The organism is Streptomyces coffeae (genome assembly GCF_016741875.1).
Classification (GTDB): Bacteria; Actinomycetota; Actinomycetes; order Streptomycetales; family Streptomycetaceae; genus Streptomyces; species Streptomyces coffeae.
The window spans coordinates 35718-57681 of the sequence record NZ_JAERRF010000002.1 but is presented as its reverse complement, the minus strand read 5'-3'; the positions used below and the strand labels follow the sequence as shown (position 1 = coordinate 57681).

General features: G+C 72.8%; 19 protein-coding genes. 12 read left to right on the top strand and 7 right to left on the bottom strand.

The genetic code is table 11. The features are described 5' to 3' along the window. Nucleotides 1-35 precede the first annotated feature (35 nt). Nucleotides 36-500 carry a hypothetical protein gene (locus tag JK363_RS02695; protein WP_201871082.1) on the bottom strand — a complete coding sequence of 155 codons (465 nt, stop codon included), beginning with the start codon at nucleotides 498-500 and terminating at the stop codon, nucleotides 36-38. Between the two features lie 248 nt (nucleotides 501-748). Here JK363_RS02695 and JK363_RS02690 point away from each other — a divergent pair, with 248 nt between their 5' ends. Genes JK363_RS02690 through JK363_RS02680 form a run of 3 tightly spaced genes read left to right on the top strand, consistent with a single transcriptional unit; the run spans nucleotide 749 to nucleotide 2720 of the window. Then, nucleotides 749-1609, top strand: a complete 861-nt coding sequence (locus JK363_RS02690; RefSeq protein ID WP_201871080.1) for a Sco1979 family transcriptional regulator — start codon at nucleotides 749-751, stop codon at nucleotides 1607-1609. Nucleotides 1610-1614: 5 nt separating this feature from the next. Continuing rightward, nucleotides 1615-1851: a DUF397 domain-containing protein gene (locus JK363_RS02685; protein ID WP_201871079.1), complete on the top strand. Its 237-nt coding sequence runs from the start codon at nucleotides 1615-1617 to the stop codon at nucleotides 1849-1851. A 59-nt stretch (nucleotides 1852-1910) separates the two neighbouring features. Beyond that, nucleotides 1911-2720 (top strand): SAM-dependent methyltransferase, encoded by an 810-nt coding sequence (locus JK363_RS02680; protein WP_201871076.1) that lies wholly within the window; start codon nucleotides 1911-1913, stop codon nucleotides 2718-2720. 121 nt (nucleotides 2721-2841) lie between these two features. Here the strand turns inward: JK363_RS02680 and JK363_RS02675 are convergent, their stop codons facing one another. Both JK363_RS02675 and JK363_RS02670 read right to left on the bottom strand, forming a co-directional pair. Continuing rightward, complete coding sequence (locus JK363_RS02675) at nucleotides 2842-4005, bottom strand: M20 family metallopeptidase (protein ID WP_201871074.1); 1164 nt, start codon at nucleotides 4003-4005, stop codon at nucleotides 2842-2844. Between the two features lie 220 nt (nucleotides 4006-4225). Further along, complete coding sequence (locus JK363_RS02670) at nucleotides 4226-5062, bottom strand: MOSC domain-containing protein (RefSeq protein WP_201871072.1); 837 nt, start codon at nucleotides 5060-5062, stop codon at nucleotides 4226-4228. Between the two features lie 1593 nt (nucleotides 5063-6655). On the opposite strand from JK363_RS02670, the gene JK363_RS02665 reads away from it, so the two are divergent. After that, entirely contained in the window at nucleotides 6656-7891 is a 1236-nt protein-coding gene (locus tag JK363_RS02665; protein ID WP_201871071.1) for a transglycosylase family protein, read from the top strand. A 118-nt stretch (nucleotides 7892-8009) separates the two neighbouring features. Here JK363_RS02665 and JK363_RS02660 read toward each other — a convergent pair whose 3' ends face one another. After that, nucleotides 8010-8744, bottom strand: a complete 735-nt coding sequence (locus tag JK363_RS02660; RefSeq protein WP_201871069.1) for a DUF429 domain-containing protein — start codon at nucleotides 8742-8744, stop codon at nucleotides 8010-8012. Nucleotides 8745-8858: 114 nt separating this feature from the next. Here JK363_RS02660 and JK363_RS02655 point away from each other — a divergent pair, with 114 nt between their 5' ends. Further along, complete coding sequence (locus JK363_RS02655; RefSeq protein ID WP_201871067.1) at nucleotides 8859-9491, top strand: DUF4291 domain-containing protein; 633 nt, start codon at nucleotides 8859-8861, stop codon at nucleotides 9489-9491. On the opposite strand, the gene JK363_RS02650 is transcribed toward JK363_RS02655, so the two are convergent. Further along, nucleotides 9488-10468 (bottom strand): ArsR/SmtB family transcription factor, encoded by a 981-nt coding sequence (locus JK363_RS02650; protein WP_201871065.1) that lies wholly within the window; start codon nucleotides 10466-10468, stop codon nucleotides 9488-9490. The two genes, JK363_RS02655 and JK363_RS02650, sit on opposite strands and share 4 nt — an antisense overlap. Nucleotides 10469-10620: 152 nt before the next feature. Between JK363_RS02650 and JK363_RS02645 the strand changes: the two genes are divergently transcribed. The 3 genes from JK363_RS02645 (at nucleotide 10621) to JK363_RS02635 (ending at nucleotide 16107) form a co-directional block, all read left to right on the top strand. After that, nucleotides 10621-11886 carry an alpha/beta hydrolase family protein gene (locus JK363_RS02645; protein ID WP_201871063.1) on the top strand — a complete coding sequence of 422 codons (1266 nt, stop codon included), beginning with the start codon at nucleotides 10621-10623 and terminating at the stop codon, nucleotides 11884-11886. Between the two features lie 110 nt (nucleotides 11887-11996). Beyond that, a complete protein-coding gene (locus tag JK363_RS02640; RefSeq protein ID WP_201871061.1) occupies nucleotides 11997-12422 on the top strand; it encodes a YchJ family protein in 426 nt (141 codons plus the stop codon). 148 nt (nucleotides 12423-12570) lie between these two features. Then, entirely contained in the window at nucleotides 12571-16107 is a 3537-nt protein-coding gene (locus JK363_RS02635) for a phosphodiester glycosidase family protein (protein ID WP_201871056.1), read from the top strand. Nucleotides 16108-16161: 54 nt separating this feature from the next. Here JK363_RS02635 and JK363_RS02630 read toward each other — a convergent pair whose 3' ends face one another. Continuing rightward, a complete protein-coding gene (locus tag JK363_RS02630) occupies nucleotides 16162-16701 on the bottom strand; it encodes a tyrosine-type recombinase/integrase (protein WP_201871050.1) in 540 nt (179 codons plus the stop codon). 105 nt (nucleotides 16702-16806) lie between these two features. Between JK363_RS02630 and JK363_RS02625 the strand changes: the two genes are divergently transcribed. The 4 genes from JK363_RS02625 (at nucleotide 16807) to gnd (ending at nucleotide 20493) form a co-directional block, all read left to right on the top strand. Then, on the top strand, nucleotides 16807-17313 hold the full coding sequence (locus JK363_RS02625) for a metallophosphoesterase family protein (protein ID WP_201871042.1): 507 nt from the start codon (nucleotides 16807-16809) through the stop codon (nucleotides 17311-17313). 383 nt (nucleotides 17314-17696) lie between these two features. Continuing rightward, nucleotides 17697-18266 carry a DoxX family protein gene (locus JK363_RS02620; RefSeq protein WP_201871040.1) on the top strand — a complete coding sequence of 190 codons (570 nt, stop codon included), beginning with the start codon at nucleotides 17697-17699 and terminating at the stop codon, nucleotides 18264-18266. A gap of 116 nt (nucleotides 18267-18382) precedes the next feature. Further along, on the top strand, nucleotides 18383-18865 hold the full coding sequence (locus JK363_RS02615) for a hypothetical protein (RefSeq protein ID WP_201871038.1): 483 nt from the start codon (nucleotides 18383-18385) through the stop codon (nucleotides 18863-18865). A 191-nt stretch (nucleotides 18866-19056) separates the two neighbouring features. Further along, a complete protein-coding gene (gene gnd, locus JK363_RS02610; RefSeq protein ID WP_201871036.1) occupies nucleotides 19057-20493 on the top strand; it encodes an NADP-dependent phosphogluconate dehydrogenase in 1437 nt (478 codons plus the stop codon). Between the two features lie 94 nt (nucleotides 20494-20587). Here gnd and JK363_RS02605 read toward each other — a convergent pair whose 3' ends face one another. Beyond that, complete coding sequence (locus JK363_RS02605) at nucleotides 20588-21952, bottom strand: MFS transporter (protein ID WP_201871034.1); 1365 nt, start codon at nucleotides 21950-21952, stop codon at nucleotides 20588-20590. Nucleotides 21953-21964: the final 12 nt, after the last annotated feature.

Below are 21964 nucleotides of genomic sequence, written 5' to 3'. Positions count from 1 at the left end.
ACACCCTGACCGTGAGCTGACACCCGGACCGTGAGCTACGGACGCCGTTCCTCGCGCGGCCAGGCCGGGGCCACACCGGCCACCGCGCAGACGGCGATATGCAGCAGCAGCGGATGGGTGTACGGCTCGCGGTCGTCCGGCGCGTGCACCAGCCGGGGCTCCTCGTCCGCGCCACCGGCCCGCCCCTCGGACCCACCGGACACCATGCCGCCGACCGCGTACAGCGCGATCGGCGGCCACTCGACCCCGACATCCGACTGCGGGGGCACGATCCACCACCAGCGGCCCCCGTGGGCGAGCACACATCCCGCCCGGGGCAGCAGCTCCATCACCCGGCGCCCGTCGCGCTCGGCCAACCCGACCGCGTCGTAGTCGCGGCCCGTCCGCAGCGGGGACGGCAGTGCCAGTCGGCGGCGGCCACCCGGTTCCGGGCGGGAGCCCCGCTGCCGGAGCCGGCCGCGGGCGAGGCCGGGCAGCGCACCGGCGAAGGCGTGAGTCATCTACGGGCACATCGCAAAGGTCGGGCCGCTTACGCCTGCGCGGAGTGCGGCGGCGTCACGGCCGCGGTCCGGGACGGGTCCCGGCCACGGCTGCGCTAACGGGATCATGACGCCACTATGCGCACCGCCCCTCACACTTGGCAAGGGGCACTCTGAAATGTGCAGAGTCGTAAGTGCAATGTGTCTGCGCCGTACTGGGCATGGCACACTGCGAACATCAGCTAGGGGGAGGTCAGGGGAGGTATCTGGTGAGCGAACCGCGCTCGGCCCCGACCGTGGGCCACGTCGTCCTCGGCAGGCGGTTGCAGGACCTGCGGGAGAAGGCGGGGCTCAAGCGTGAGCAGGCGGCCAGGGTGCTGCATGTCGCACCCGCCACGGTCCGCCGGATGGAGACCGCCGAGGTCGCACTGAAGGTTCCCTACGTTCAACTCCTGCTGGACGCATACGGAATCGGCGGCGCGGAGCTCGATGCCTTCATCACCCTGACCGAGGAGGCCAACCGGCCCGGCTGGTGGCAGCGGTTCCACGACATCCTCCCGGACTGGTTCAGCGTGCATGTGAGCCTGGAGGGTGCGGCCGAGATGATCCGGGCGTACGAGCCCCACTTCGTCCCCGGCCTGCTCCAGACCGAGGAGTACGCCCACGCCGTGATGGAGACCGGCGCCGTCGGCCGGGCCGCAACCGGGGACGCCGAGCGCCATGTGGCGCTGCGGATGGAGCGTCAGCGGCTGCTCACCCGCCCGGACGCGCCACGGCTGTGGGTGGTGATGGACGAGACGGTGCTGCGCAGACCGGTCGGCTCCGCGGCGGTCATGCGCCGCCAGGTCGACCGGCTGCTGGAGTCCACCGAGCATCCGCACATCACGCTCCAGATCACGGAGTTCGCTTCCGGACACCACCCGGGCACCTACGGGCCCTTCGTCCTCTTCCGCTTCGCTGTCCCCGAACTGCCGGACATGGTGTACGTCGAGTACCTGACCGGCGCCGTCTACCTCGATGAACGCATCGAGGTGGCCGCCCATCTGGAGGCCATGGACCGCATGGCCGCACAGGCGGCAACCGCACGACGCACAAAGGAAATCCTGAAGGATTTCCGCAAGGAGCTCTGATCTGGATGAATCGCATTCACAACGGCATGCGCGCGTCCGACCTCGGCAGCGAGGGCTGGCACAAACCCTGGAGCGGTGGCAACGGCGGAAACTGCGTCGAAGCCCTGAAACTGGACGACGGGCGGGTGGCGCTGCGCCAGTCCACCGATCCGGACGGCCCCGCGCTGATCTACACCCACAGCGAAATCGTCGCCTTCATCCAGGGCGCCAAGGCCGGCGAGGCCGACTTCCTCGTCTCCTGACCGCGCCCTCGTCAACCCGCACATCTCCGCAACTCGCGCCGACCCCCATGGAGCGCAGCATGCCGGAACTGGAGCCAGGGCTCAGCCGGATCGACACCAGCAGACCACATCCCGCCCGCGTCTACGACTACATCCTGGGCGGTAAGAACAACTATCCCGTGGACGAGGAACTGGCGAAGCGGATGCTCGCCATCGACCCCACGGTCACGACTTCCGCGCGGACGAACCGCGCGTTCATGCGGCGCGCCACCGAGTGGCTCGCCGAGGCGGGCACCCGTCAGTACCTCGACATCGGCACGGGTATACCGACCGAGCCGAATCTGCACCAGATCGCCCAGGCCGTCGCCCCCGACGCCCGGATCGTCTACACGGACAACGACCCCATCGTGCTGTGCCACGCCGAGGCGCTGCTGCGCAGCACACCGCAGGGGGTCACGCACTATCTCCAGGCGGATGTGCGCGAACCGGAGCGGATCGTGCAACAGGCCGGGGAAGTACTGGACTTCGACGAGCCCATCGCCCTCTCCCTCATCTCGCTGATGCACTTCATCGACGACGAGGACGGCGCCTACGACCTGGTGCGCCGTCTGGTGGACGCGCTCGCGCCCGGCAGTCATCTGGTGCTCTCGCACGCCACGGCGGATGTCGAGCCGAAGGCGGCCGAGGAGGTGGTCGAGCTCTACCGGAAGTCCGGTGTGACCCTGCGGCCACGTTCCCACGCCGAGGTGGCACGGTTCTTCGAAGGGCTCGAGCCGGTGGGCTCGGGGCTGGTCCGGGTCTCGGACTGGCGGTCGGACACCGCTGGGGGCACCCTGCTGCCCGCGGGCGAGCAGGTTTCCGTGTACGCGGGGCTCGCGCGCAAGCCGTAACCGGGCGCGGGTCTCCGGTCCGGGCCGATGGGGGCCTCGGCCGTCACCGGCCCGGACCACCGCGGCCGCCGTCGTCCGGAACGGCGGCGGCCGCACCCCGGACCGGACGGGCCCGCCGGGCTCACGCGGTCTCCGGATCCGCCACCGCCAGGGCCCGCATGAGGCCGACGGTGAGCGCGGTACGGGCCGGGACCGGAGCCAGCACGGTGTGCTCGTGGCGGGCGTGGGCGCCGGAGCCGAGGGCGCCGAGGCCGTCGAGGACCGGCCGCCCGAGCCCGGCCACGAAGTTGCCGTCGCTCGCCCCGCCGACCGCCGTTTCCTCCAGTGCCCAGCCCTGCTCGGCGGCGACGGCGCGGGCCTGCTTGTACAGCCGCCGGGACGCGTCGTCGGGCACCATCGGCGGCCGGTTCCACTCGCCGGTGACGGTCAGCCGCACCCGCGGATCGGAGGGGGTGAGGGCCCGCAGCGCGGCGTCGATCCGCGCCATCTCGGCGGGTTCGGCGACCCGGACGTCGATACCGCAACTCGCCCGCGCGGCCACCACATTGCGGCCGGTGCCGCCGCTGATCAGTCCCACGTTCACGGTGGTCCCCCGCTCCGCCGAGCCGAGCGCCGTGATATGCGGGATGACCTCGGCGAGGGCGTGGATCGCGCTGGCTCCGGCGAACGGGTCGAGCCCCGCGTGCGACTCGACACCGTGGGCGGTCACATCGAACAGACCGACACCCTTGCGCGAGGTCTTGACCGCCCCGTCCAGCGACGCCTCGAAGACCAGGGTGGCCAGTACGTCCTCACTCAGCCGCTCGATATGGCGCCGGGAGACCGGGCTGCCGATCTCCTCGTCGCCGGTGAGCAGCAGGCGCGCCGAGGGGTGCGGAAGACCCAGCTCACGCAGCAGCCGCACGGTCCACACCGCCTGGACGATCCCCGTCTTCATGTCGAACACACCCGGTCCGCAGGCCCGGCCGTCCACCACCTCGAAGGGCCACTCGCCGAGCGTCCCGGCGGGCCAGACCGTGTCGTAGTGGCACAGCAGCAGCACGGTCCCCGGCGCGGTGCCGCGATAGGTCACCGCGAGCACATCGCCGTACTCCCCGCAGTCGTGCCGCTCGGTCGTGTCCGGTGCACCGAGCCGCTCGTCGATCCAGTCGCTGATGGCGGCGAGCCCGGCGTCGAGCAGCCGCTTGTCGTTGCTCGGCGTCTCCAGCTCCACCAGGGTCCGGAGGTCTTCGATCATCTCGGGGAGCGCCCGCTCAGTGGCGGCGGCGAGCTCGGTGGGCGTCATCGAGGAGATCCTTCCCGAAGGGGGCGGCGGCGGTGGTCCATGGGAGAGATCATGACGGAACGGGGCGATCATCGGGGGGTGAGGCCCGGTGCCGCATCAGGATGTCGGGACGGAACAGCAGAACGACCGATGAGTTCTGCCCGCTGCCCGGGTCTGACCCGGTGACGACATGCTTCCGCGCACCGAGGAGACCCCTATGGGCGCGGACGTCTGACCGGTCTCACTCCGCCGGGGGCGGCCCGTCCCAGCTGCCGACGGCCACCTCGTCCCCCACCGCCATGGTGCCGGTACGGGTCACGGAGAACTTGGCGCCGAAGAGGGTGCCACCGCCCTCGGGGGACCTGCGGTAGCGGGCCAGGGTGCGCAGCGGCTCCGGGCCCGCCTTGGCCCCCTTGTCCTGGTCGACCATGGTGACCACACACCGGACGGCCGTCTTGGCGAAGCCCAGCTCGGTGTCGCCGATGGTGATCTGCCGGGCCCGGTCCTCCGTATGCGGCTCGGTCCATCCGTCGACCACCACATTGGGCCGGAAGCGGGCCATCGGCAGCGGCTCGCCACCGTCGCCGGTGATCCTCCGGTTGAGCTCGTCCAGGCTGGCCCGGGAGATGATGTGCACCGCGTTGCTGTCGGCGTAGCCCGAGGTGCCCGGGGTGAGCCCGTCCGCCACCCGGTCGTGCTCCGGCGGCACCCGCACCAGCCTGCATGCCACGCCCAGCACCTCCGACAGCCATCCGGCCACCGCGTCGCCCTGGTCGATGCCCTGGTACGGCGAACCGAAGAGCACGACCTCGCGCCGCGCGGACACCGTGTCGACACCGATGCTCAGCTCCTCGGCGCCGGGCGCCGACAGGGTGAGCCGCTCACCGTCGGGGGCGACGTGGGGGCGGATGAGCGCGAGCCCGGGATGCCGCCGCTGGGTGCGGAAGACTCCGTCCTCGTCGGTGACCATGAAACCGCGGTCGTGCGGCAGGCCGGCCTCCGCCAGCGACGCCTCGGTCAGAGACACTCCGGCGCATCCCTTGATGGGATACGTGATCAGCTCAACAACTCTCGCCACATGGGCACTTTACCCGCCGCGCCGACCGGGCCGTCGTGGTATGGATCACGGCCGCCCGCGCCATGGACGGTCCGCACGGTCCCCGCCCGGGGTTCGACAGGCGTGTCATGGCATGCTCCGGGACCCCTGTGCGCCCCCCTCGATCGTGTCCACCCATCGGACGTAGCGCCGGGTACGACCATTGGCAGAGCGCGGTGGATCCCTGACGACCGGCATACGGCGTAGCCGCGCTGCGCATCCCCGGGGCCGTGATCCCCCGGCGCACCGTTTCCCCGAGCGGTGCACGGGGCCGTACGGAAATCACGGCACCGGTGTCGCTCGGCTCCCGATCGCGCGGGGCGAGGGGGTGAAATGCTCGGGGCCGCGCCAGCGGGCGGTCCCCGGGATGAGGTGGAGAAGTGGAGGTGAGGCAATGATATGACCGGCGACGTGGTTCCCGCTATACACGGACCATGTGATTCTCCGCCAGTTCCCCGGCACCTTGCCGACCCGCTGATTTCCGGAGAACCACCGCACGTACACGAGCGGTACGGGAGACGATGCGCGGCCGGACATGTGGCAAACGGGAAGTCAAATCGCTATCCCCACCAGGGGGTTGACCACGGCCAGGCGCCCGGTACGCCTTCTCCCCCGGCCTTGGCCGGGGTTCGGCGGCTCCGGACCGCCCGCCGGTTCCGCGGCCGGGGCCCGCATTCCACCCCGCCCACCGCGGGAACCCCGCCCGGGATCCGCGCGGGGCGGTACCCGGTGTCCGGTACGGATCCCCGGGGCGCTCATCGGCCGGCCTCGGTCACCTGCTCGGCCGTGAACGCTTCCCACGTCCGCGCGCCCGCGGCGCCATCGGCCCCGGCCCGCCTTTGCCTTCCCGGGGCCCGGATACCTCCCCGTACCGCGCGGCCGTCCCATTTCCCGGCGCTTCCCCTCTTCTCCGCTCTCTCCTTCTCGGCCTTCTCGCCCTCCGGCCTCTTCTCCGCCCTCTCCCGGCCCCGCCCGCTTTCAGCAGCCCGGAGCGAAGCGAGGAACGGCCTGTTCCGACGCGGAACCGCGCGGTTACGCGCGACCGGCCGGGCCCCGTCCGCCAACAGGCCGATCTTGGGCCGGTAGCCGCCGCAATAGCGCTCCCGAAGATCCGGTCCCCCGCGAACGCCCCATACCCGGCCCAGCATTGGCCAGCCGCGTGCCGAGCCGAGACCCAACCACTGGCCCCGCGCGCGCAATTCGCCCGGCCGACCGCCGGGCATCCACGACGGATCGCCCAGAAACCAATCCGGCGGAATAGCGTCCCCCGCCACCCACGGCCCGAAAATCATTTCCAGCAGCCCCCGGACCGCCCGCTTCCCGGGGCCACCGACCCGGCCCCACGACCCATCCCCCTCCCCGCCGGCCGTGTCCGTGCGCCCCCGCCCCTCCACGCGCCCGCCCATGCGCAACTGAGGGAGCATCAGCCCCACAGGGGGTGGAACCCGACGGCGCACGGCGGCCCATGAGGCTCCCTGCGCCTTGTGACCGCCCAAGCCCGGCTGCCGTACTCGTAACGCCCGCCGGGGCCTCCGGAGGGCGCGTCGAGAGCCGTTGTGGAGAGGAACCAGCCCCATGGCCGTACGAGGAAGTCACCGTCGCCCCGCCGCGCCCAGCCGGGTCTCCCCGCTGCGCGCCGCCCTGACCGCGGGCAGCGTCGGCATCGTCCTGCCGATCCTCGGCACCGGTGTCGCCGCGGCGGCTCCGGTCGACACCTGGGACCGGGTGGCCAAGTGCGAGAGCGGAGGCAACTGGCGCATCAATACGGGCAACGGCTACTACGGAGGGTTGCAGTTCACCCAGCACACCTGGGCCGCGTACGGCGGCACCGCCTACGCCCCGCGGGCCGATCTGGCCACCAAGGGCCAGCAGATCACCGTGGCCGAGGCGGTCCTCTCCGCGCAGGGGCCGGGCGCCTGGCCGGTCTGCTCGGTACGCGGCCGGCTGACGCGGTCCGGCCCGCCCGCCGCGGTGGCGAACCGCGGCGGGTCCCGGAGCGCCGAACCGCCGTCCGGACACCAGCCCGAGCGCCCGGCCGCACCCCATCACCCTCCGTCCGCGGCGGCCTCCGGAAAGGGCTCCGCGACCTCGTCCGGGAAGCCCCCCGGCAAGGGCTCCGGGAAACCTCGCGCCGAGCGTCCCGCCAAGCGGCCCGCGACCTCCGGGTCGTACGCGGTGGTGCGCGGCGACACGTTATCCGGCATCGCGCGGCGGTCCTCCGTCAGCGGCGGCTGGCGGGCCCTCTACCAGGCCAACCGCGCGACCATCGGCGCGAATCCGGATCTCATCCGCCCGGGGCAGCGGCTGGCCCTCCCCTCGGCACCGCGCCGCGCGCACCACACGGCGGCGCCACGGCGCGCCGCCTCGGCCGCCTCGCGCCACACGGCCGTACGGAAGTCCGCCACCAACCGCCATGTGGCCCCGGTCAGCGCACCGGTCAGCGCGGCGTACGGAACCCGCGGCGGACGCTGGGCGAGCGGCCGTCACACGGGGGTGGACTTCGCGGTCCCGGTCGGCACCGCGGTGCACGCGGCGGCCGGGGGCAAGGTGGTGGCCGCCGGGTGGGGCGGCGCCTTCGGCTACCAGGTGGTCATCCGGCACACCGCGGGCCTGTACACCCACTACGCGCATCTGTCGGCGGTGAACGTGCGCGCGGGGCAGACCGTCGAGGCGGGCCGGCGGATCGCCCGCTCGGGGAGCACCGGCAACACCACCGGACCGCATCTGCACTTCGAGGTGCGCACCGGTCCGGGCTACGGATCGGATGTCGACCCGCTCGCCTACCTGCGCGCACACGGCATCCACCGCTGACCCCCGCGGCGCCGTGGAGACCACGGCACTGAGGACCACATCCGGGGGTGGGGGAAAAGGGAGGCCGCCCGAGGCACGGCTCGGGCGGCCTCCCGCCTCCGTCGGGCCGGGCCGGGCGTCAGTACCAGATGGCGACGGGCAGTTCGGTGGCCGTCAGCTCGGGCGGATCGGGCAGGCTCCGGGCGGTGCCCCGCGCGATGCGGTGGGCGCTCCAGGCCGCCGCGGCGGCGTCCAGGAGGTCGTCGGTCGGCACCCGTCCGGCCAGGCCGAGCTCATCGGGCAGCGCGATGCCCTCACCGACCAGCAGCCCGCGGCGCACCGCCTGGCCGTTCCAGCTCTTCTTGCTCCAGGCCACCGGCTGGGAGTCGTTCATGGCGGCGAAGGAGACCTCGGGATGTACTTCGTGCAGCCGGTAGTCACCGGCGTCGCGGTGGGCGTTGGCCTCGCGCAGCTTGGCCGCGAGCCCCCAGGTCTGACGGCTGATTCCACGTCCGGTGAGCCGTCGGCAGCACTGGTTGGCCGCGGCGTAGTCCTCCTCCCTCCACACCTCGCTCGGCGGCACCGGGAAGACCCGGGACCGGTGCGGAGCCATGATCGAAACGGCCAGTGTGTCCGCCTGTCGCAGACCGGTCTCCAGCAGCCCCAGCGGCATGTCGACGGCCACCACCTGGGCGTCCGGCACCCGGGGGAGCAGTTCGGCCAGTCCACCGGCGGTCTCGGCACCGGCGAACGCGCCCGCGCGGAGGATCACGGCGACCCATCCGGTGGGACAGGCATCCACCCCCACGACGGTCGGGGCGGCGGCTCCGCCGGGGGCGGGGGCGGTGTGCGGAACATCGCGTCGGGAACCCATGAGCCGTATCCGACCACGCACAAGGGGCGAGCGGGCGGCAGCACGGCACGGAGGACCGGTCCGCGTCGAAAACCAGTGGCCAGAGGGTGCCGGACCCGGCCACCCTGGGTGCCCATGGAAGAACCGCACCACCACGGGCCGGAAGAACCACGGCACGACCGGCCCCGTCATGAGATCCGCGCGCTGCACACCGCCACCACGGTCACCGTGTACCAGGCGTACGGCCCGCACATCGGCCGTCCCGCGGCCCGCGACGGCCGGTTCCCGGCCGCCTGGAAGCGCGACCGGATGACCTGGATCAAACCCTCGTTCCTGTGGATGATGTACCGCTGCGGCTGGGGTGAGAAGGAGGGGCAGGAGACCGTCCTCGCCATCGAGATCACCCGCGAGGGCTTCGCATGGGCGCTGCGCAACGCCTGCCTGTCGCACTACGCCAGCGGTCTGCACCCCGATCAGGCGTCCTGGAAGCGGCAGTTGCGGCGGGCGCCCTGCCGCGTCCAGTGGGACCCGGAGCGCGATCTGCGGCTGTCTCCGCTGCCCTACCGCTCCCTTCAGCTCGGGCTCTCGGAAGAGGCGGCCCGCCGGTACGCCGACGAGTGGACGGTGGCCATCAGCGATGTCACCCCGCTCGCCCAGGAGATCCACGCGCTGGTGCGCCAGGACGAGCTGGACGCGGCGGCCGCGCTGCTGCCCGAGGAGCGCCCCTTCCCGGCGGGCGACGACCTCCTGGCCCATCTGCGCGCTTAGGGTCCGTCCCGTGAACCATCGCGGCGCGTCAACAGGGCGCCCAGCGCGGTGCGTTGGTGCAGCACGGCACGACCGGCGCGGACCGTGGTGATCAGGCCCGCCCCGCGCAGCGCGGCGGCGTGGGCGGAGACGGTGGCGTTGCTGACTCGCAGCCGCCGGGCCAGGCCACTGGTGGTGTGCTCCTGCGCGAGCAGGAGCAGCATCTCGACGCGGGTACGGCCGAGCACCGCGGCCAGCGCGTCGCCGTCCGCCCCGTCCGCAGGTGGCACCAGCGGAACACCCGGCCCGGCCGGGTAGGTCAGGGTCACCGGGCTGCCGGGCAGATCGGAGAGGAGCGGGCCCCCGGTCCAGTGGAAGGTGGGCAGCAGCACCAGGCCACGGCCCGCCAGGGTGATGTCCCGTTCCACGGGCGCGCCGATCTCCCAGCCGCTCCCACACCAGCGGGCACCGGGGACAAGGGCCGCCAGCGCGGTGCCGACCCCGTGTTCGGCCACGGTCAGGGCATGACGGCTGAACTCCGCCCGGTGCAGATCCTGCACCTGCGACCACACCGGGCGCACCAGGGTCTCGAACGCCGAATGCTGGGCGCGGCGCAGCAGATGCCAGGCCCCGGTCTCGCCCCGGTGCAGATCGTGGAGCCACTGCGGTGCCGGGCGCGGATGAGAGGCGTAGACCCGCTCGAGCTCGGTGCGGACCAGCTCGCGCGGTGTGGCCCGGACGGTCTCCAGACCTTCGTCGAGATTGTCGCTGAACACATCGAGGAAGCTGGGCGCGACCGCCGCCGGGACCAGGTCGCCCAGCGGCCCGACGGCCGCCGGGAGGGAGCGCAGCGCCCGCCGCCTCCAGCGGCCGAAGAGCAGTTCCCCGTCCCCGCGGCACATCATGCTCAGGGCCGCGTTCAGCTCCTGCAACGGGGCGGGCCGGGGCGCGAACCGCACCCGGGCGACATCGGCGGCCGTGCCATGGATCCGGATCACTACTCCCCCTGACGGCGCCGCACCAGCCTTGAGGCCAGGGCCTCAACGATCGCCCGTCCCTCCCCTCCACGGACAGGATTCAGCTCACCGCCGGGCGGCACAAGGACCGGCATCACACCGGGTCAGCCGGATGGGATACAGAGGGAGCGAGCATGTCGTTCAAGGATGTCATCGACGGGGAGAGCGGCGGACTGAGCCGGCGGACCGTCACCACCTCGGCCGTACTGGCCACCGCCGCGCTGCTCAGCGGAGCCGGGGCCGGGGGCGCGGCCCAGGCCCGGCCGACCGGCCGCGGCGACGTGATGACCGTAGAGCTGCCCGCGCCCACGGGTCCGCACCGGATCGGGGTCACCACGCTGCATCTGGTCGACCGCACCCGCCGTGACCCGTGGAAGGCCGGGATTCCGGTCCGCGAGGTGATGGTGACGGTGTGGTACCCGGCCCGTGGCGGCCGCGCCCGTCCGGTGGCGCACCAGATGACCGCGCGCGCCGCCCGCTCGTTCGGGCAGACCGCGCCCCGGATGCGTCCGGGGCTGCCGCCGAAGGGTGTGGACTGGGCCGCCACCCTGACCCATGCGCACATCGGCGCGCCCGCGCAGCGCGCACCGCGCCCGGCGCTGCTGTACAGCCCCGGTGGCGGTGACCCTCGCACCCTGGGCACGGGGCTCGCGGAGGAACTGGCGAGCCACGGCTTCGTGGTAGTGAGCATCGACCATCCCGGCGACGCGAGCGAGGTCGTCTTCCCGCGCCCGGCCGCGTACCGCGGACGGCTGCGCCAGACCGTCTTCCGAGGAGACCCCCGGATGGATCCCCGCCAGTTCCACACCGCGATCGCCACCCGGATCGCCGACACCCGGTTCGTCCTGGACCGGCTGGAGGCTCTGGCGGCGGGGCACAACCCCGACGCGGAGCGCCGCCCGCTGCCGGAGGGTCTGCCCGAGTTGCTGGACCTGGAGCGGGTAGGTGTCTACGGCCATTCGGCCGGTGGCACCACGGCGGCCCAGACCCTGTACGAGGACCGGCGCCTCGCCGCCGCGGTCAATCTCGAAGGCTTTCTGGACGAGGCGCCGTCCGGGCCGGACCGGCCGGGGGACCTGCTGCCGGTCGCCCGCCACGGCACGGACCGGCCACTGCTTCTGCTGAACACCGACGGTTTCACCGAGCGGGCGGCGCTGGAGCGCTCCTGGTCCTCCCTGATGACCCATTCGCACGGACGCGCCTCCCGGGCGCGCCTGGACGACGCGGCGCACTGGGTGTTCACCGACTACGCGGCCGTCCTCCCCCAACTGTGTGCCGCCGGGCTGATGTCAGCCGAGGCACGGGTCCGGCTGATCGGCGCGGTGGATCCGGCCTGTTCGGTACCGGCCGTGCGCGGGCGGGTGCGCGCCTTCTTCGCCCGTCATCTGCCGACCCACTGACCGGCCCGCCGAGCGGCCCCGGCCCCGGCCGCTGACTGTCCAGTCCCCGTCGTCCCAGGTGACACCCCACCCGGGACGACCCCACCGGTCCCACCCGTCACAATGAACCCATGTCCCGACGCAAGCGACCGCCACGGCCGCCTCGCCGCACCACCCCCACGGCCTGCCCCTGCGGGCTGTCCGCCCCGTACGACGACTGCTGCGGGCGGCTGCACCGCGGAGCGGCCCAGGCGGCCACCGCGGAGCAGCTGATGCGCTCGCGCTACAGCGCCTTCGCCGTCGGGGACGAGGCGTATCTGCTGCGCAGTTGGCACCCCACCACCCGGCCGCCGCGGGTGGTCCTGGACGCCGGGACGCGCTGGACGGGGCTGGAGATCCTGGGCACCACGGACGGTACGGCGTTCCACTCCACCGGCACCGTGGAGTTCCGCGCGCACTACGCCGAAGGCGGCCGTGCGGGTGAGTTGCGGGAAAACAGCCGGTTCACCCGTCATGAGGGTGCCTGGGTCTATCTCGACGCCCTGACCAGCGGCTGACGCCTCTCCCACGGCAGCCGTCCGGGGCAGCCCGGACAGATGTTCCCCAGGACGTCGCCGACGCCTTCTGGTGCGCGGTCAACTCCACCGCGATGCTGGGGCGCTGTGCGTGTGAACCACGCGAGTCCCATGGCCTCAGGGAGTTGCCATGCGTCCTGTCGCGTTCACCAGACCCCTGGCGGTTCTGGCCGCGGTCGCCGCCCTCGTCGCGGGCGCCGCGGGACCGGCCACCGCCGATAACACCCCCGCCCCGGCCCCCGAACCCCTGGCCCGCGACGCGGCCGAGATGCTGCGCCCGATCGCGCCGCCACCCGCCGCCGCCGCGGAGGGCGAGAAGGGCGCCGCGGACACCGCGTCCGTGGCCGACGGGGACGGCTTGCAGACCGCCCACACCTCACGTCCCGTCGCCCCCGGGGTCAAGCTGACCTCCTACGACCGGCTGGAGTCCGACAAGTGGCTGCGGGTGGACTCGTTGTCGGTGGACCTCACCGCCGGTTCACAGGTCGACTATCTGCACCCGGACAAGGTCGCCAAGCGCGCGGCCGTCTCCGAACTGGCCGCCGGGCACAACGCCGGGCCGGGCCGCCGTACGGTGGCCGCGATCAACGGTGATTTCTTCGACATCAACCAGACCGGAGCGCCCGAGGGCACGGGCATCGGTGACGGTCAGCTGGTCAACTCCGCGTCCGCCGCGGGTCCGGGCAAAGCCGTCGGCATCGGCCCGCAGGCTGCGGGCCGTCTCCTCCAGCTCTACTTCGACGGCACCCTCACCCTCCCGGACGGCGACCATCCGCTCGCCGCACTCAACGCCGCCAACGTGCCGTCCAACGGCATCGGCGCCTACAACGCCCAGTGGGGCGAGGCGAACCGGGCCCAGACCGTGGACGGGGCACGGCGCACCGCCGAGGTGGCCGTCGTGGACGGCAAGGTCGGCCGGGCGGCATCGGCCCCCGGCAAGGGCGCCATCCCGGCCGATACCACCCTGCTGGTCGGCCGGGACGAGGGCGCCGACGCCCTCTCCGCACTGGCCGTCGGCGACAGCGTGGACATGGCGTACCGGCCCCGCGCGGCCGACGGGGACCTCCCCCGCACCGCCGTCAGCGGCCGCGAACTGCTCGTCGTCGACGGCAAGCCCATCGGCCACGAGGGCGAGGGCAACAACACCGCCGCCCCCCGCACGGCCGTCGGCTTCTCCCGGGACGGCCGCCATATGCAGGTCATCACCGTCGACGGACGGCAGGCCGACAGCGGCGGGGTCACCCTCACCGAACTGGGCCTGATGATGAAGGAGGCGGGCTCCTACGGCGCGCTCAACCTCGACGGCGGCGGTTCGTCCACCCTGGTCGCCCGCGAACCCGGCAGCGACCGGGCCCGGGTGGAGAACAGCCCCTCCGACGGCAGCGAACGCACCGTACCCAACGGGCTGGCCTTCACCGCCCCCGACGGCAGCGGACGGCTCAAGGGCTTCTGGGTGGAGACGGCGGCCGACCCCGTCGACGCGCCCACGGTGGACCCGGTCCGCGGCGGCCACCCCGAACGTGTCTTCCCCGGGCTGACCCGCCGTCTCACCGCCGCCGGTTACGACGAGACCTACGGTCCCGCGGAGGGGGCACCGCACTGGCGGACGGCCGATCCGCGCGTCGGACGGGTCGCCGCCGACGGCACCTTCACCGCCCGCCACGGCGGCACGACCACGGTCACCGCCCGGCGCGGCACGGCCCACGGCGCACGGGAACTCACCGTGCTGGACCGCCTCGACCGGATCCGGCCCACCGACCGGCTGCTCGGCCTTGCCGACGCGCGAGCCACCGGCCGCTTCGGGATCGTCGGCCTGGACGCGCACGGCGCCAGTGCCCCCGTCGAGCCGTCCGATGTCCATCTCGACTACGACCACTCGCTGTTCACCATCGCGCCGGACCCGGCGACCGGCACCTTCACCGTCACCGCGCGCGGCGAGGAGGTCGCGGGCCGGGTCACGGTCCGCGTCGGGGACACCAGCACCGTGCTCGCCGTCACCGTCGGTCTGCGCGAGCGACAGGAGGCCGCCTTCGACGACGCGGGTGAGTGGCGCTTCAGCCAGGCGCGCGCCTCCGGTTCGGCCGAGGCCACCCCCGACGGGCACACCGGCACCGGGCTGAGCCTGACGTACGACTTCACCCAGTCGACCGCCACCCGCGCCGCCTATGTCACCCCGCCACGGCCGATCGATGTCGAGGGCCAGCCGCAGTCGTTCGGCCTGTGGATCAAGGGGGACGGCAAGGGCGCATGGCCGACCTTGCATCTGAAGGACGCGGCGGGCTCGGACCAGTTGCTGCGCGGCCCGTATGTGACCTGGACCGGATGGCGACATGTCGACTTCACCGTACCGGCCGGGGTCGCCTATCCGCTGACGGTCAACCGCTTCTATCTCGCCGAGACCGGCCCGGCCCGGCAGTACACCGGCGGCATCGTCATCGACGACCTCACCGCCCGGGTGCCGCCCGCCGTCGAACTGCCCGCGGAGAAGACCGACCCCGATCCGCTGATCGACAGCGCGGCGCGGACCGGAAGACGCGACTGGCGGTTCGCGGTGATGTCGGACGCGCAGTTCGTGGCGCGCGAGCCGAACAGCCCGATCGTCGCCCAGGCCCGGCGCACCCTGCGGGAGATCAAGGCGGCCCGGCCCGACTTCCTCGTCGTCAACGGGGACCTGGTGGACGAGGGCTCGCCCCAGGACCTCTCCTTCGCCCGTACGGTACTGACGCAGGAACTTGGTGATGCCGTGCCCTGGACCTACGTACCGGGCAACCACGAGGTCATGGGCGGACGGATCGACAACTTCACAGCCGAGTTCGGGCCCGCGCACCGCACCTTCGACCACCGGGGTACCCGTTTCATCACCCTGGACACCTCCAGTCTCGGGCTGCGCGGCGGGGGCTTCGACCAGATCAAGGAGCTGCGCGCCCAGTTGGAGGCGGCCGCCCGCGATCGGAGCGTCGGTTCGGTCATGGTGATCACGCACGTTCCGCCGCGCGACCCCACCCCACAGCAGGGCAGCCGGCTGAGCGACCGCAAGGAGGCCGCGTTGCTGGAGAACTGGCTCGCCGATTTCCGCCGGACCACCGGCAAGGGCGCGGCGTTCATCGGCAGCCATGTCGGCACCTTCCACGCCTCACGGGTGGACGGCGTCCCGTATCTGATCAACGGCAACTCGGGCAAGTACCCGGCCGCTCCGGCCGACCGGGGCGGTTTCACCGGCTGGTCGATGGTCGGGGTGAACCATGTGCCGTCGAAGGTGCAGGCGGAGAACCGCCGCGCGCCGTGGAAGGGCGGGCCCGACTGGGTGTCGGTCCAGACCCGGCCGCATACGGACGGGCTGACCGTGACCGCCCCGGCCGAACTGCGCACCGGGCAGGACGCCACGGTCACGGCCGACGTCATCCAGGGCGAGGGGCCCAGCGCCCGGAGGGTGCCGGTCCGGTTCCCCGTCAGCAGCGACTGGAGTGGATCGCCCAACGTGTACATCGGCGATGCGTCCCAGGCCGGGCGCCGTCATGTGGCGGCGTACAACCCGGTGAGCGGCACGCTCACCGGCCTGCGCCCGGGTACGGCCACGCTCACGGTGAAGGTCAACGGCGCGACGGCACAGGCGCGCTTCAGCGTGACCGCTCGCGCGGTGGCGGCGGCGTCGAGCAGGGCCGCGTAACCGACGGCGGGGGCGGGGCCGCGCGGGCGGCCCCGCCCCTCGGGCGTCCCGTGCTCAGGTGTCCCACGCGCGGCGTACCTGTTCGAAGCGGGTGGGCAGCGGCGGTCGCCGGGCCGCGTACCGGGCGTTGGTGCGATGGGCGAACCGGCGCCAGGAGAGCACCAGTCCCTGCCGGGTGATGGGCAGCCCGGCCGCCACGGTCACTCCGTGGTCATGGGTGTGGTGCACCGTCAGCAGCAGCGCGTTCGGCACCGAGCCCTCCAACTCGGCGCAGAGCTCCTGACGCACCAGCAGCCAGCGGCGCAGGACCAGGACCGTGCCGCGGTCCAGGCCGTGGCGGCGCGGCACACGGTGCTTGCCGTGTTCGAGCGTCACCCATCCGGCGTCCAGGTCGAGCGCCCCGACCGTGCAGCGCAACAGGCCCCCGTAGCGGGCGCCACCGGCCCGGGCGAGCCCCACCACCACCGCGAGCCGCACCGTCTCCGGTGTGGCGCCCTCCTCCAGCGCCTGGACGGACAGCAGCCGCCACACCCACTCGGCCTCGGCCGCCGAGACCGGCGGCCGGGGATACCGGTCCCCCGTGGTGTCCGCCATGGCCGCCTCCCCGTGCGTCGATGTCCGCTTGGCACACTATTTCATCTCGGTCGGACACCCACCGGAAAGCACCGGGAGCGGTGATCCGCGCGCTACGGTCGCTCTGTGCGTCTCCTCCTCATGTCCGACACCCATCTGCCCCGGCGAGCCAAGGCACTTCCTCAGGAGCTGCTGGAGCAACTCCCGCACGCCGATGTGGTCTTCCACGCGGGTGACTGGGTCGACACCGCCACCCTCGATCTGCTGGAAGCGGGGTCGACCCGGCTGTTCGGCGTGTACGGCAACAACGACGGGCCCGAGCTGCGGGCGCGGCTGCCCGAGGTGGCCCGGGTGGAACTGGACGGGCTGCGGTTCGGTGTGGTGCATGAGACCGGGGCGGCGCAGGGGCGGGAGCGGCGCTGTGCCGAGCGGTTCCCCGATGTGGATGTGCTGGTGTTCGGCCACAGCCATATCCCGTGGGACTCCACCACGGACGACGGGCGGCTGCGGCTGCTCAATCCCGGCTCCCCCACGGACCGGCGCACACAGCCGTACTGCACGTTCATGACAGCCGAGATCGAGGCCGGACGGCTGACCGCCGTGGAGCTGCACAAGTTGCCGCCCCGCCGCTGACCGATCGCCGTTCTCCCCACCGGCCCACCGGCCCTCTTCACACCGGTGAGGTCCGGTCGCCGGGCCGAGCGGCGCCCCGGTGTCGGCCCCGACCCTGAGCGACGCCCTGACGCACGCCGCGTTCTGCCGTCCGGCCGGTGCCCGGCTGCTCGGGCTCGGGCTACGGCCCTGGCGGCGGCGCATGCGGACCGGTGGCTGAGGCGTGGTCGGGGGCCCATCACCGCACGGGACGACATCGCTCGGCCGGGCCGGGTTCCGTTCTTCTCATGGGGGACACCGGGGGACGGATTGAAGCCACCCGCCCGGTGGAATAAAAAGTACTTAAGGTGCATAGCGCACATCCGGCTCGGCGAGCCCGCCGGGCCCGACCAGACGAGGGCGCCATGTCTTCTTCTCACGGAAACGCCGCCTCATCGGAACCGGCCGCGGGCCCCGCCCACGCGCACGCCTCCCGGTCCACCGCGGCCGTACTCACCGCCCATGACGTCGGTCTGCTGGTGGTGCGGCTCGGCGTCGGGCTGATCGTCGCCGCGCGCGGCGCACAGCATCTGTTCGGCTGGTGGGAGGGTCCGGGGATCGACAGGACCGCCGTGGCCTTCGGGCACCTCGGCTATCCGGCGCCGAAGGCGATGGCGGTCATCTGCGGGCTGATCGAGACCTTCGGCGGTCTCGGCATTGCGGTGGGATTGATCACCCCGCTCGCCGGTGCCGCCGTCGCGGGCACGATGGCCAACGCCGTGGCCGCGTCCTGGGAGCTCGGTCTGTTCGGCGGCTTTGAATTTCCGCTGCTCATCGGCGTCGGCGCGGCCGGGCTCGCACTCAGCGGCGCGGGCCGGATCTCCATCGACGCACTGATCCCCGGTCTGCGCTCGCAGCGACTGGTCTACGGGGTGGCGGCGCTGGTGCTGGCGGCCATCCTGGCGACCATCACGATCCTGCTCAGCAAGACCTGACCCGTCTCCGGCTCGGGTGAACGGGACGAGCCGGTTCTCCGTATGCCTGGATAGGCGCGTCCCGACCGTGGGGCGCGCCGCGCCGCGCAGGACGATCCGAGACCGGAGGACCGTACATGAACGACCGGTTCAACCCTCCCATCCAAGCCCTTCCCGACGGAGAGGCAGAAGTCCGGCTGGAACTCCATCTGCCCTGGGAGGTTGTCGCCGCGCTCGGTCAGGAAGCGGGCCGGCTGGCCGCCCAGCTGGGGCGTCCGGTGAGTCTGGACGAGTCGGTGAGCCATCGGCTGCGCACCCAGTTCGGCGGCGGCCACGCCAAGCACGCTCAGGAGCGCAGCCAGCCCGCCGCCGCGGCAGGCCAGACACCGCCGCCGCTCGCCGCGCGCTCCCCCGGTGAGCAGGCCCGGCAGGCGATAGAGAAGATCAACGGCTCGAGCTCCTCTCCCAACGGCGGCGGGACGCCGGCCGCGGAGACCCCGGCCGGTCCCCAGCCGGTCCCGGTGCGCGAGTCGGCGCCCGCCGATGCCCGGGGCATCCTGGAGCGTCCCACCCGGGCCACCGGAACCGTCAACGGCACCTCGTCCGAGATGCCGAGATAGCGGATTCCATCCGCCCACGGATACGAGGCCGCCGTCCGCGGGGGACGGTGGCCCTCGTATCCGCAGGTCGCGGCCGTGCCGTCCCGGCGTCGTGAGTGGCGGCCGGGCGGGGTACCCGGGACGCTGTGCGCACGGCGCGTGTCCGACGTGTCAGGGATGACGACAACTGAGACAGGCAGGAGTGGCCGACCATGGCGGAGCAGGCTCACATCGGGGTGACCGGACTGGCGGTGATGGGCAGCAATCTGGCCCGCAACTTCGCCCGGCACGGCCACACCGTGGCCGTGCACAACCGGACGCCCGCGAGAACGAGGGCCCTGGTGGAGGAGTTCGGCGGTGAGGGCCACTTCATGCCCGCCGAGACGGCCGAGCGGTTCGTGGCCTCGCTGGAGCGCCCGCGGCGGCTGGTGATGATGGTCAAGGCGGGGGCGCCGACCGATGCGGTGATCGAGGAGTTCGCCCCGCTGCTGGAGCCGGGCGACATGATCGTCGACGGCGGCAACGCACACTTCGAGGACACCCGGCGCCGTGAGGCGGCGCTGCGCGAGCGCGGACTGCACTTCGTGGGCACCGGTATCTCCGGCGGCGAGGAGGGCGCGCTGCACGGCCCGAGCATCATGCCGGGCGGTTCGAAGGAGTCGTACGAGGCACTGGGCCCCCTGCTGGAGGACATCTCCGCCACGGTGGACGGCACCCCCTGTTGCACCCATATCGGCCCGGACGGGGCCGGACACTTCGTGAAGATGGTGCACAACGGCATCGAGTACGCCGATATGCAGCTCATCGCCGAGTCCTACGACCTGCTGCGGCGCGCTCTGGGCATGGCCCCGGGCGAGATCGCGGAGGTGTTCCGCACCTGGAACCGGGGGCGCCTGGAGTCGTATCTGATCGAGATCACCGCCGAGGTGCTGGCGCACACCGACGCGGCGACCGGCAAGCCGTTCGTCGACGTGGTGCTCGACCAGGCCGAGCAGAAGGGCACCGGCCGCTGGACCGTGCAGACCGCGCTGGACCTGGGCGTTCCGGTGAGCGGGATCGCCGAGGCGGTGTTCGCGCGCTCGCTGTCCGGCCACGCGGAGCTGCGGGACGCGGCGCAGGGGCTGCCGGGACCATCGGCGAAGGGGCTCACCGGCGCGGCGGCGGAGCGGTTCGCCGACGAGGTCGAGCAGGCGCTGTACGCGTCGAAGATCGTGGCGTACGCGCAGGGCGTCCACCAGATCCAGGCGGGCAGCCAGGAGTACGGCTGGGACATCGACCCGGGCGCGGTGGCGCGGATCTGGCGCGGCGGCTGCATCATCCGGGCACGGTTCCTGAACCGGATCACCGAGGCGTACGCGCGGGAGCGGACCCCGGTGACCCTGCTGACCGCCGACTACTTCACCGAGGCGCTGGGCGCGGCCCAGGACGCCTGGCGGCGGGTGGTGACCACCTCGGCCGAGCTGGGCGTACCGGCTCCCGGGTTCTCGGCGGCGCTGGCGTACTACGACGCGCTGCGCTCCGAGCGGCTTCCGGCGGCGCTGGTCCAGGGGCAGCGGGACTTCTTCGGCGCGCACACCTACCGGCGCACCGACCGCGACGGCTCGTTCCACACACTCTGGGGCGCGGACCGCGGCGAGCGCCCGGCCTGAGCGGTGCCGGTCGTGCACACCTCCGCGATGCGGGTGTGTGCACGGCCGGGACCGGTCGGGCGGGATGGCGGCCGGGCCCGGATCGGCGGGTGGATCAGGCGGTGTACCGCCGGAATGCGGGCACCGCGGCGGCCAGGCCCAGGGTGCTGACGGCGACGAGCAGCCCGCCCGCGGTGACCGCGGCGCGCGGGCCGATCAGGGAGCCGACGGTGCCGTGCAGCAGATCGGCGAGGCGCGGACCGCCCGCCACCACCACCGTGAACACGCCCTGCATCCGGCCGCGCATGTCGTCGGTGGCCGCGGACTGGAGGATCGCTCCGCGGAACACCATGGACACCATGTCGGCCACACCCGCCAGCGCCAGGAACGCCACCGCCCACCACAGGTTGGCGCTGAGCCCGAATCCGGTGATGGCCACGCCCCAGGCCACCACGGCCACCGTCACCATGAGGCCGTGGCGGCGGGCGCGGGAGAAGGTGCCCGACATCAGTCCGCCCGTCACCGCGCCGAGGGGGATGGCCGCGAAAAGCAGTCCGAGCGCGAACCCCTCGCCCCAGGGTGCGTAGGTGTGCGCGGCGAGCTGCGGGAACAGCGCCCGGGGCATTCCGAAGACCATGGCGATGATGTCGGCGAGGAAGGACAGCAGCAGGATCCGGTGGGTGGCGATGTAGCGGAATCCGTCGGCCACGTCCCGCCATCCGGCCCGCCGCCTCGACCCGTCGGCCCCCTCCCCCGCGGGCTCGATGAGCGGTGGCAGGGCGGGCAGCAGCCAGACGGCCCACAGGGCGACGCAGAGCGCGATGGCGTCGATCAGATAGAGCACCGGGAGGCCGAGCACGGGAATCAGGGCACCCGCGAGCAGCGGGCCCACGATCATGCCGGTCTGGGCCACCGTGGACTGGAGGGCACCGGCCGCGGGCAGCTCATGGGCGGGGACGAGACGGGCGATCGACGCCTGCCGGGCCGGGGAGTTCATCCCGAAGAAGCCCTGCTGGGCAGCGAGCAGCACCATGAGCAGCGCTACCGAGTCCAGCCCGGCGAAGGACTGCGCCCAGAAGAGCACCGAGGTGACGGCGATCCCCGCGTTGGTGAGCAGCATCAGGGTGCGCCGGTCCATCCGGTCGGCGATGACCCCGCCCCACAGCGCGAAGACCACCAGCGGCAGCAGACCCGCGAAACTGGCGTAGCCGACCCAGGCCGAGGAGCCGGTGATGTCGTAGATCTGCTTGGGCACGGCCACGGCGGTCAGCTGACTGCCGACGGCGGTGACCGTCGTGGAGCTCCACAGCCGCCGGAAGGGGCGGTGGCGCAACGGCCGGGTGTCCATCACCCAGCGGCGCCAGCCGGTCTTCGGCGGGGCGGTGGTGTCCTCGGGGGTGGCGGTGTTGGCGGTGTTGGCGGTGTTGTCGTCGGTATTGCGCGCGGTCTCCACAGCGGTGGTGTGTCCTCCTGCGTCCATGTGCCCATCGGT

What these genes read in the sequence shown, in the direction of transcription:
- JK363_RS02695 (WP_201871082.1), bottom strand. Translation starts at nt 500, where the DNA reads ATGACTCACGCCTTCGCCGGTGCGCTGCCCGGCCTCGCCCGCGGCCGG.
- JK363_RS02685 (WP_201871079.1), top strand. Translation starts at nt 1,615, where the DNA reads ATGAATCGCATTCACAACGGCATGCGCGCGTCCGACCTCGGCAGCGAG.
- JK363_RS02680 (WP_201871076.1), top strand. Translation starts at nt 1,911, where the DNA reads ATGCCGGAACTGGAGCCAGGGCTCAGCCGGATCGACACCAGCAGACCA.
- JK363_RS02675 (WP_201871074.1), bottom strand. Translation starts at nt 4,005, where the DNA reads ATGACGCCCACCGAGCTCGCCGCCGCCACTGAGCGGGCGCTCCCCGAG.
- JK363_RS02665 (WP_201871071.1), top strand. Translation starts at nt 6,656, where the DNA reads ATGGCCGTACGAGGAAGTCACCGTCGCCCCGCCGCGCCCAGCCGGGTC.
- JK363_RS02660 (WP_201871069.1), bottom strand. Translation starts at nt 8,744, where the DNA reads ATGGGTTCCCGACGCGATGTTCCGCACACCGCCCCCGCCCCCGGCGGA.
- JK363_RS02655 (WP_201871067.1), top strand. Translation starts at nt 8,859, where the DNA reads ATGGAAGAACCGCACCACCACGGGCCGGAAGAACCACGGCACGACCGG.
- JK363_RS02645 (WP_201871063.1), top strand. Translation starts at nt 10,621, where the DNA reads ATGTCGTTCAAGGATGTCATCGACGGGGAGAGCGGCGGACTGAGCCGG.
- JK363_RS02640 (WP_201871061.1), top strand. Translation starts at nt 11,997, where the DNA reads ATGTCCCGACGCAAGCGACCGCCACGGCCGCCTCGCCGCACCACCCCC.
- JK363_RS02635 (WP_201871056.1), top strand. Translation starts at nt 12,571, where the DNA reads ATGCGTCCTGTCGCGTTCACCAGACCCCTGGCGGTTCTGGCCGCGGTC.
- JK363_RS02630 (WP_201871050.1), bottom strand. Translation starts at nt 16,701, where the DNA reads ATGGCGGACACCACGGGGGACCGGTATCCCCGGCCGCCGGTCTCGGCG.
- JK363_RS02620 (WP_201871040.1), top strand. Translation starts at nt 17,697, where the DNA reads ATGTCTTCTTCTCACGGAAACGCCGCCTCATCGGAACCGGCCGCGGGC.
- JK363_RS02615 (WP_201871038.1), top strand. Translation starts at nt 18,383, where the DNA reads ATGAACGACCGGTTCAACCCTCCCATCCAAGCCCTTCCCGACGGAGAG.
- gnd (WP_201871036.1), top strand. Translation starts at nt 19,057, where the DNA reads ATGGCGGAGCAGGCTCACATCGGGGTGACCGGACTGGCGGTGATGGGC.
- JK363_RS02605 (WP_201871034.1), bottom strand. Translation starts at nt 21,952, where the DNA reads ATGGACGCAGGAGGACACACCACCGCTGTGGAGACCGCGCGCAATACC.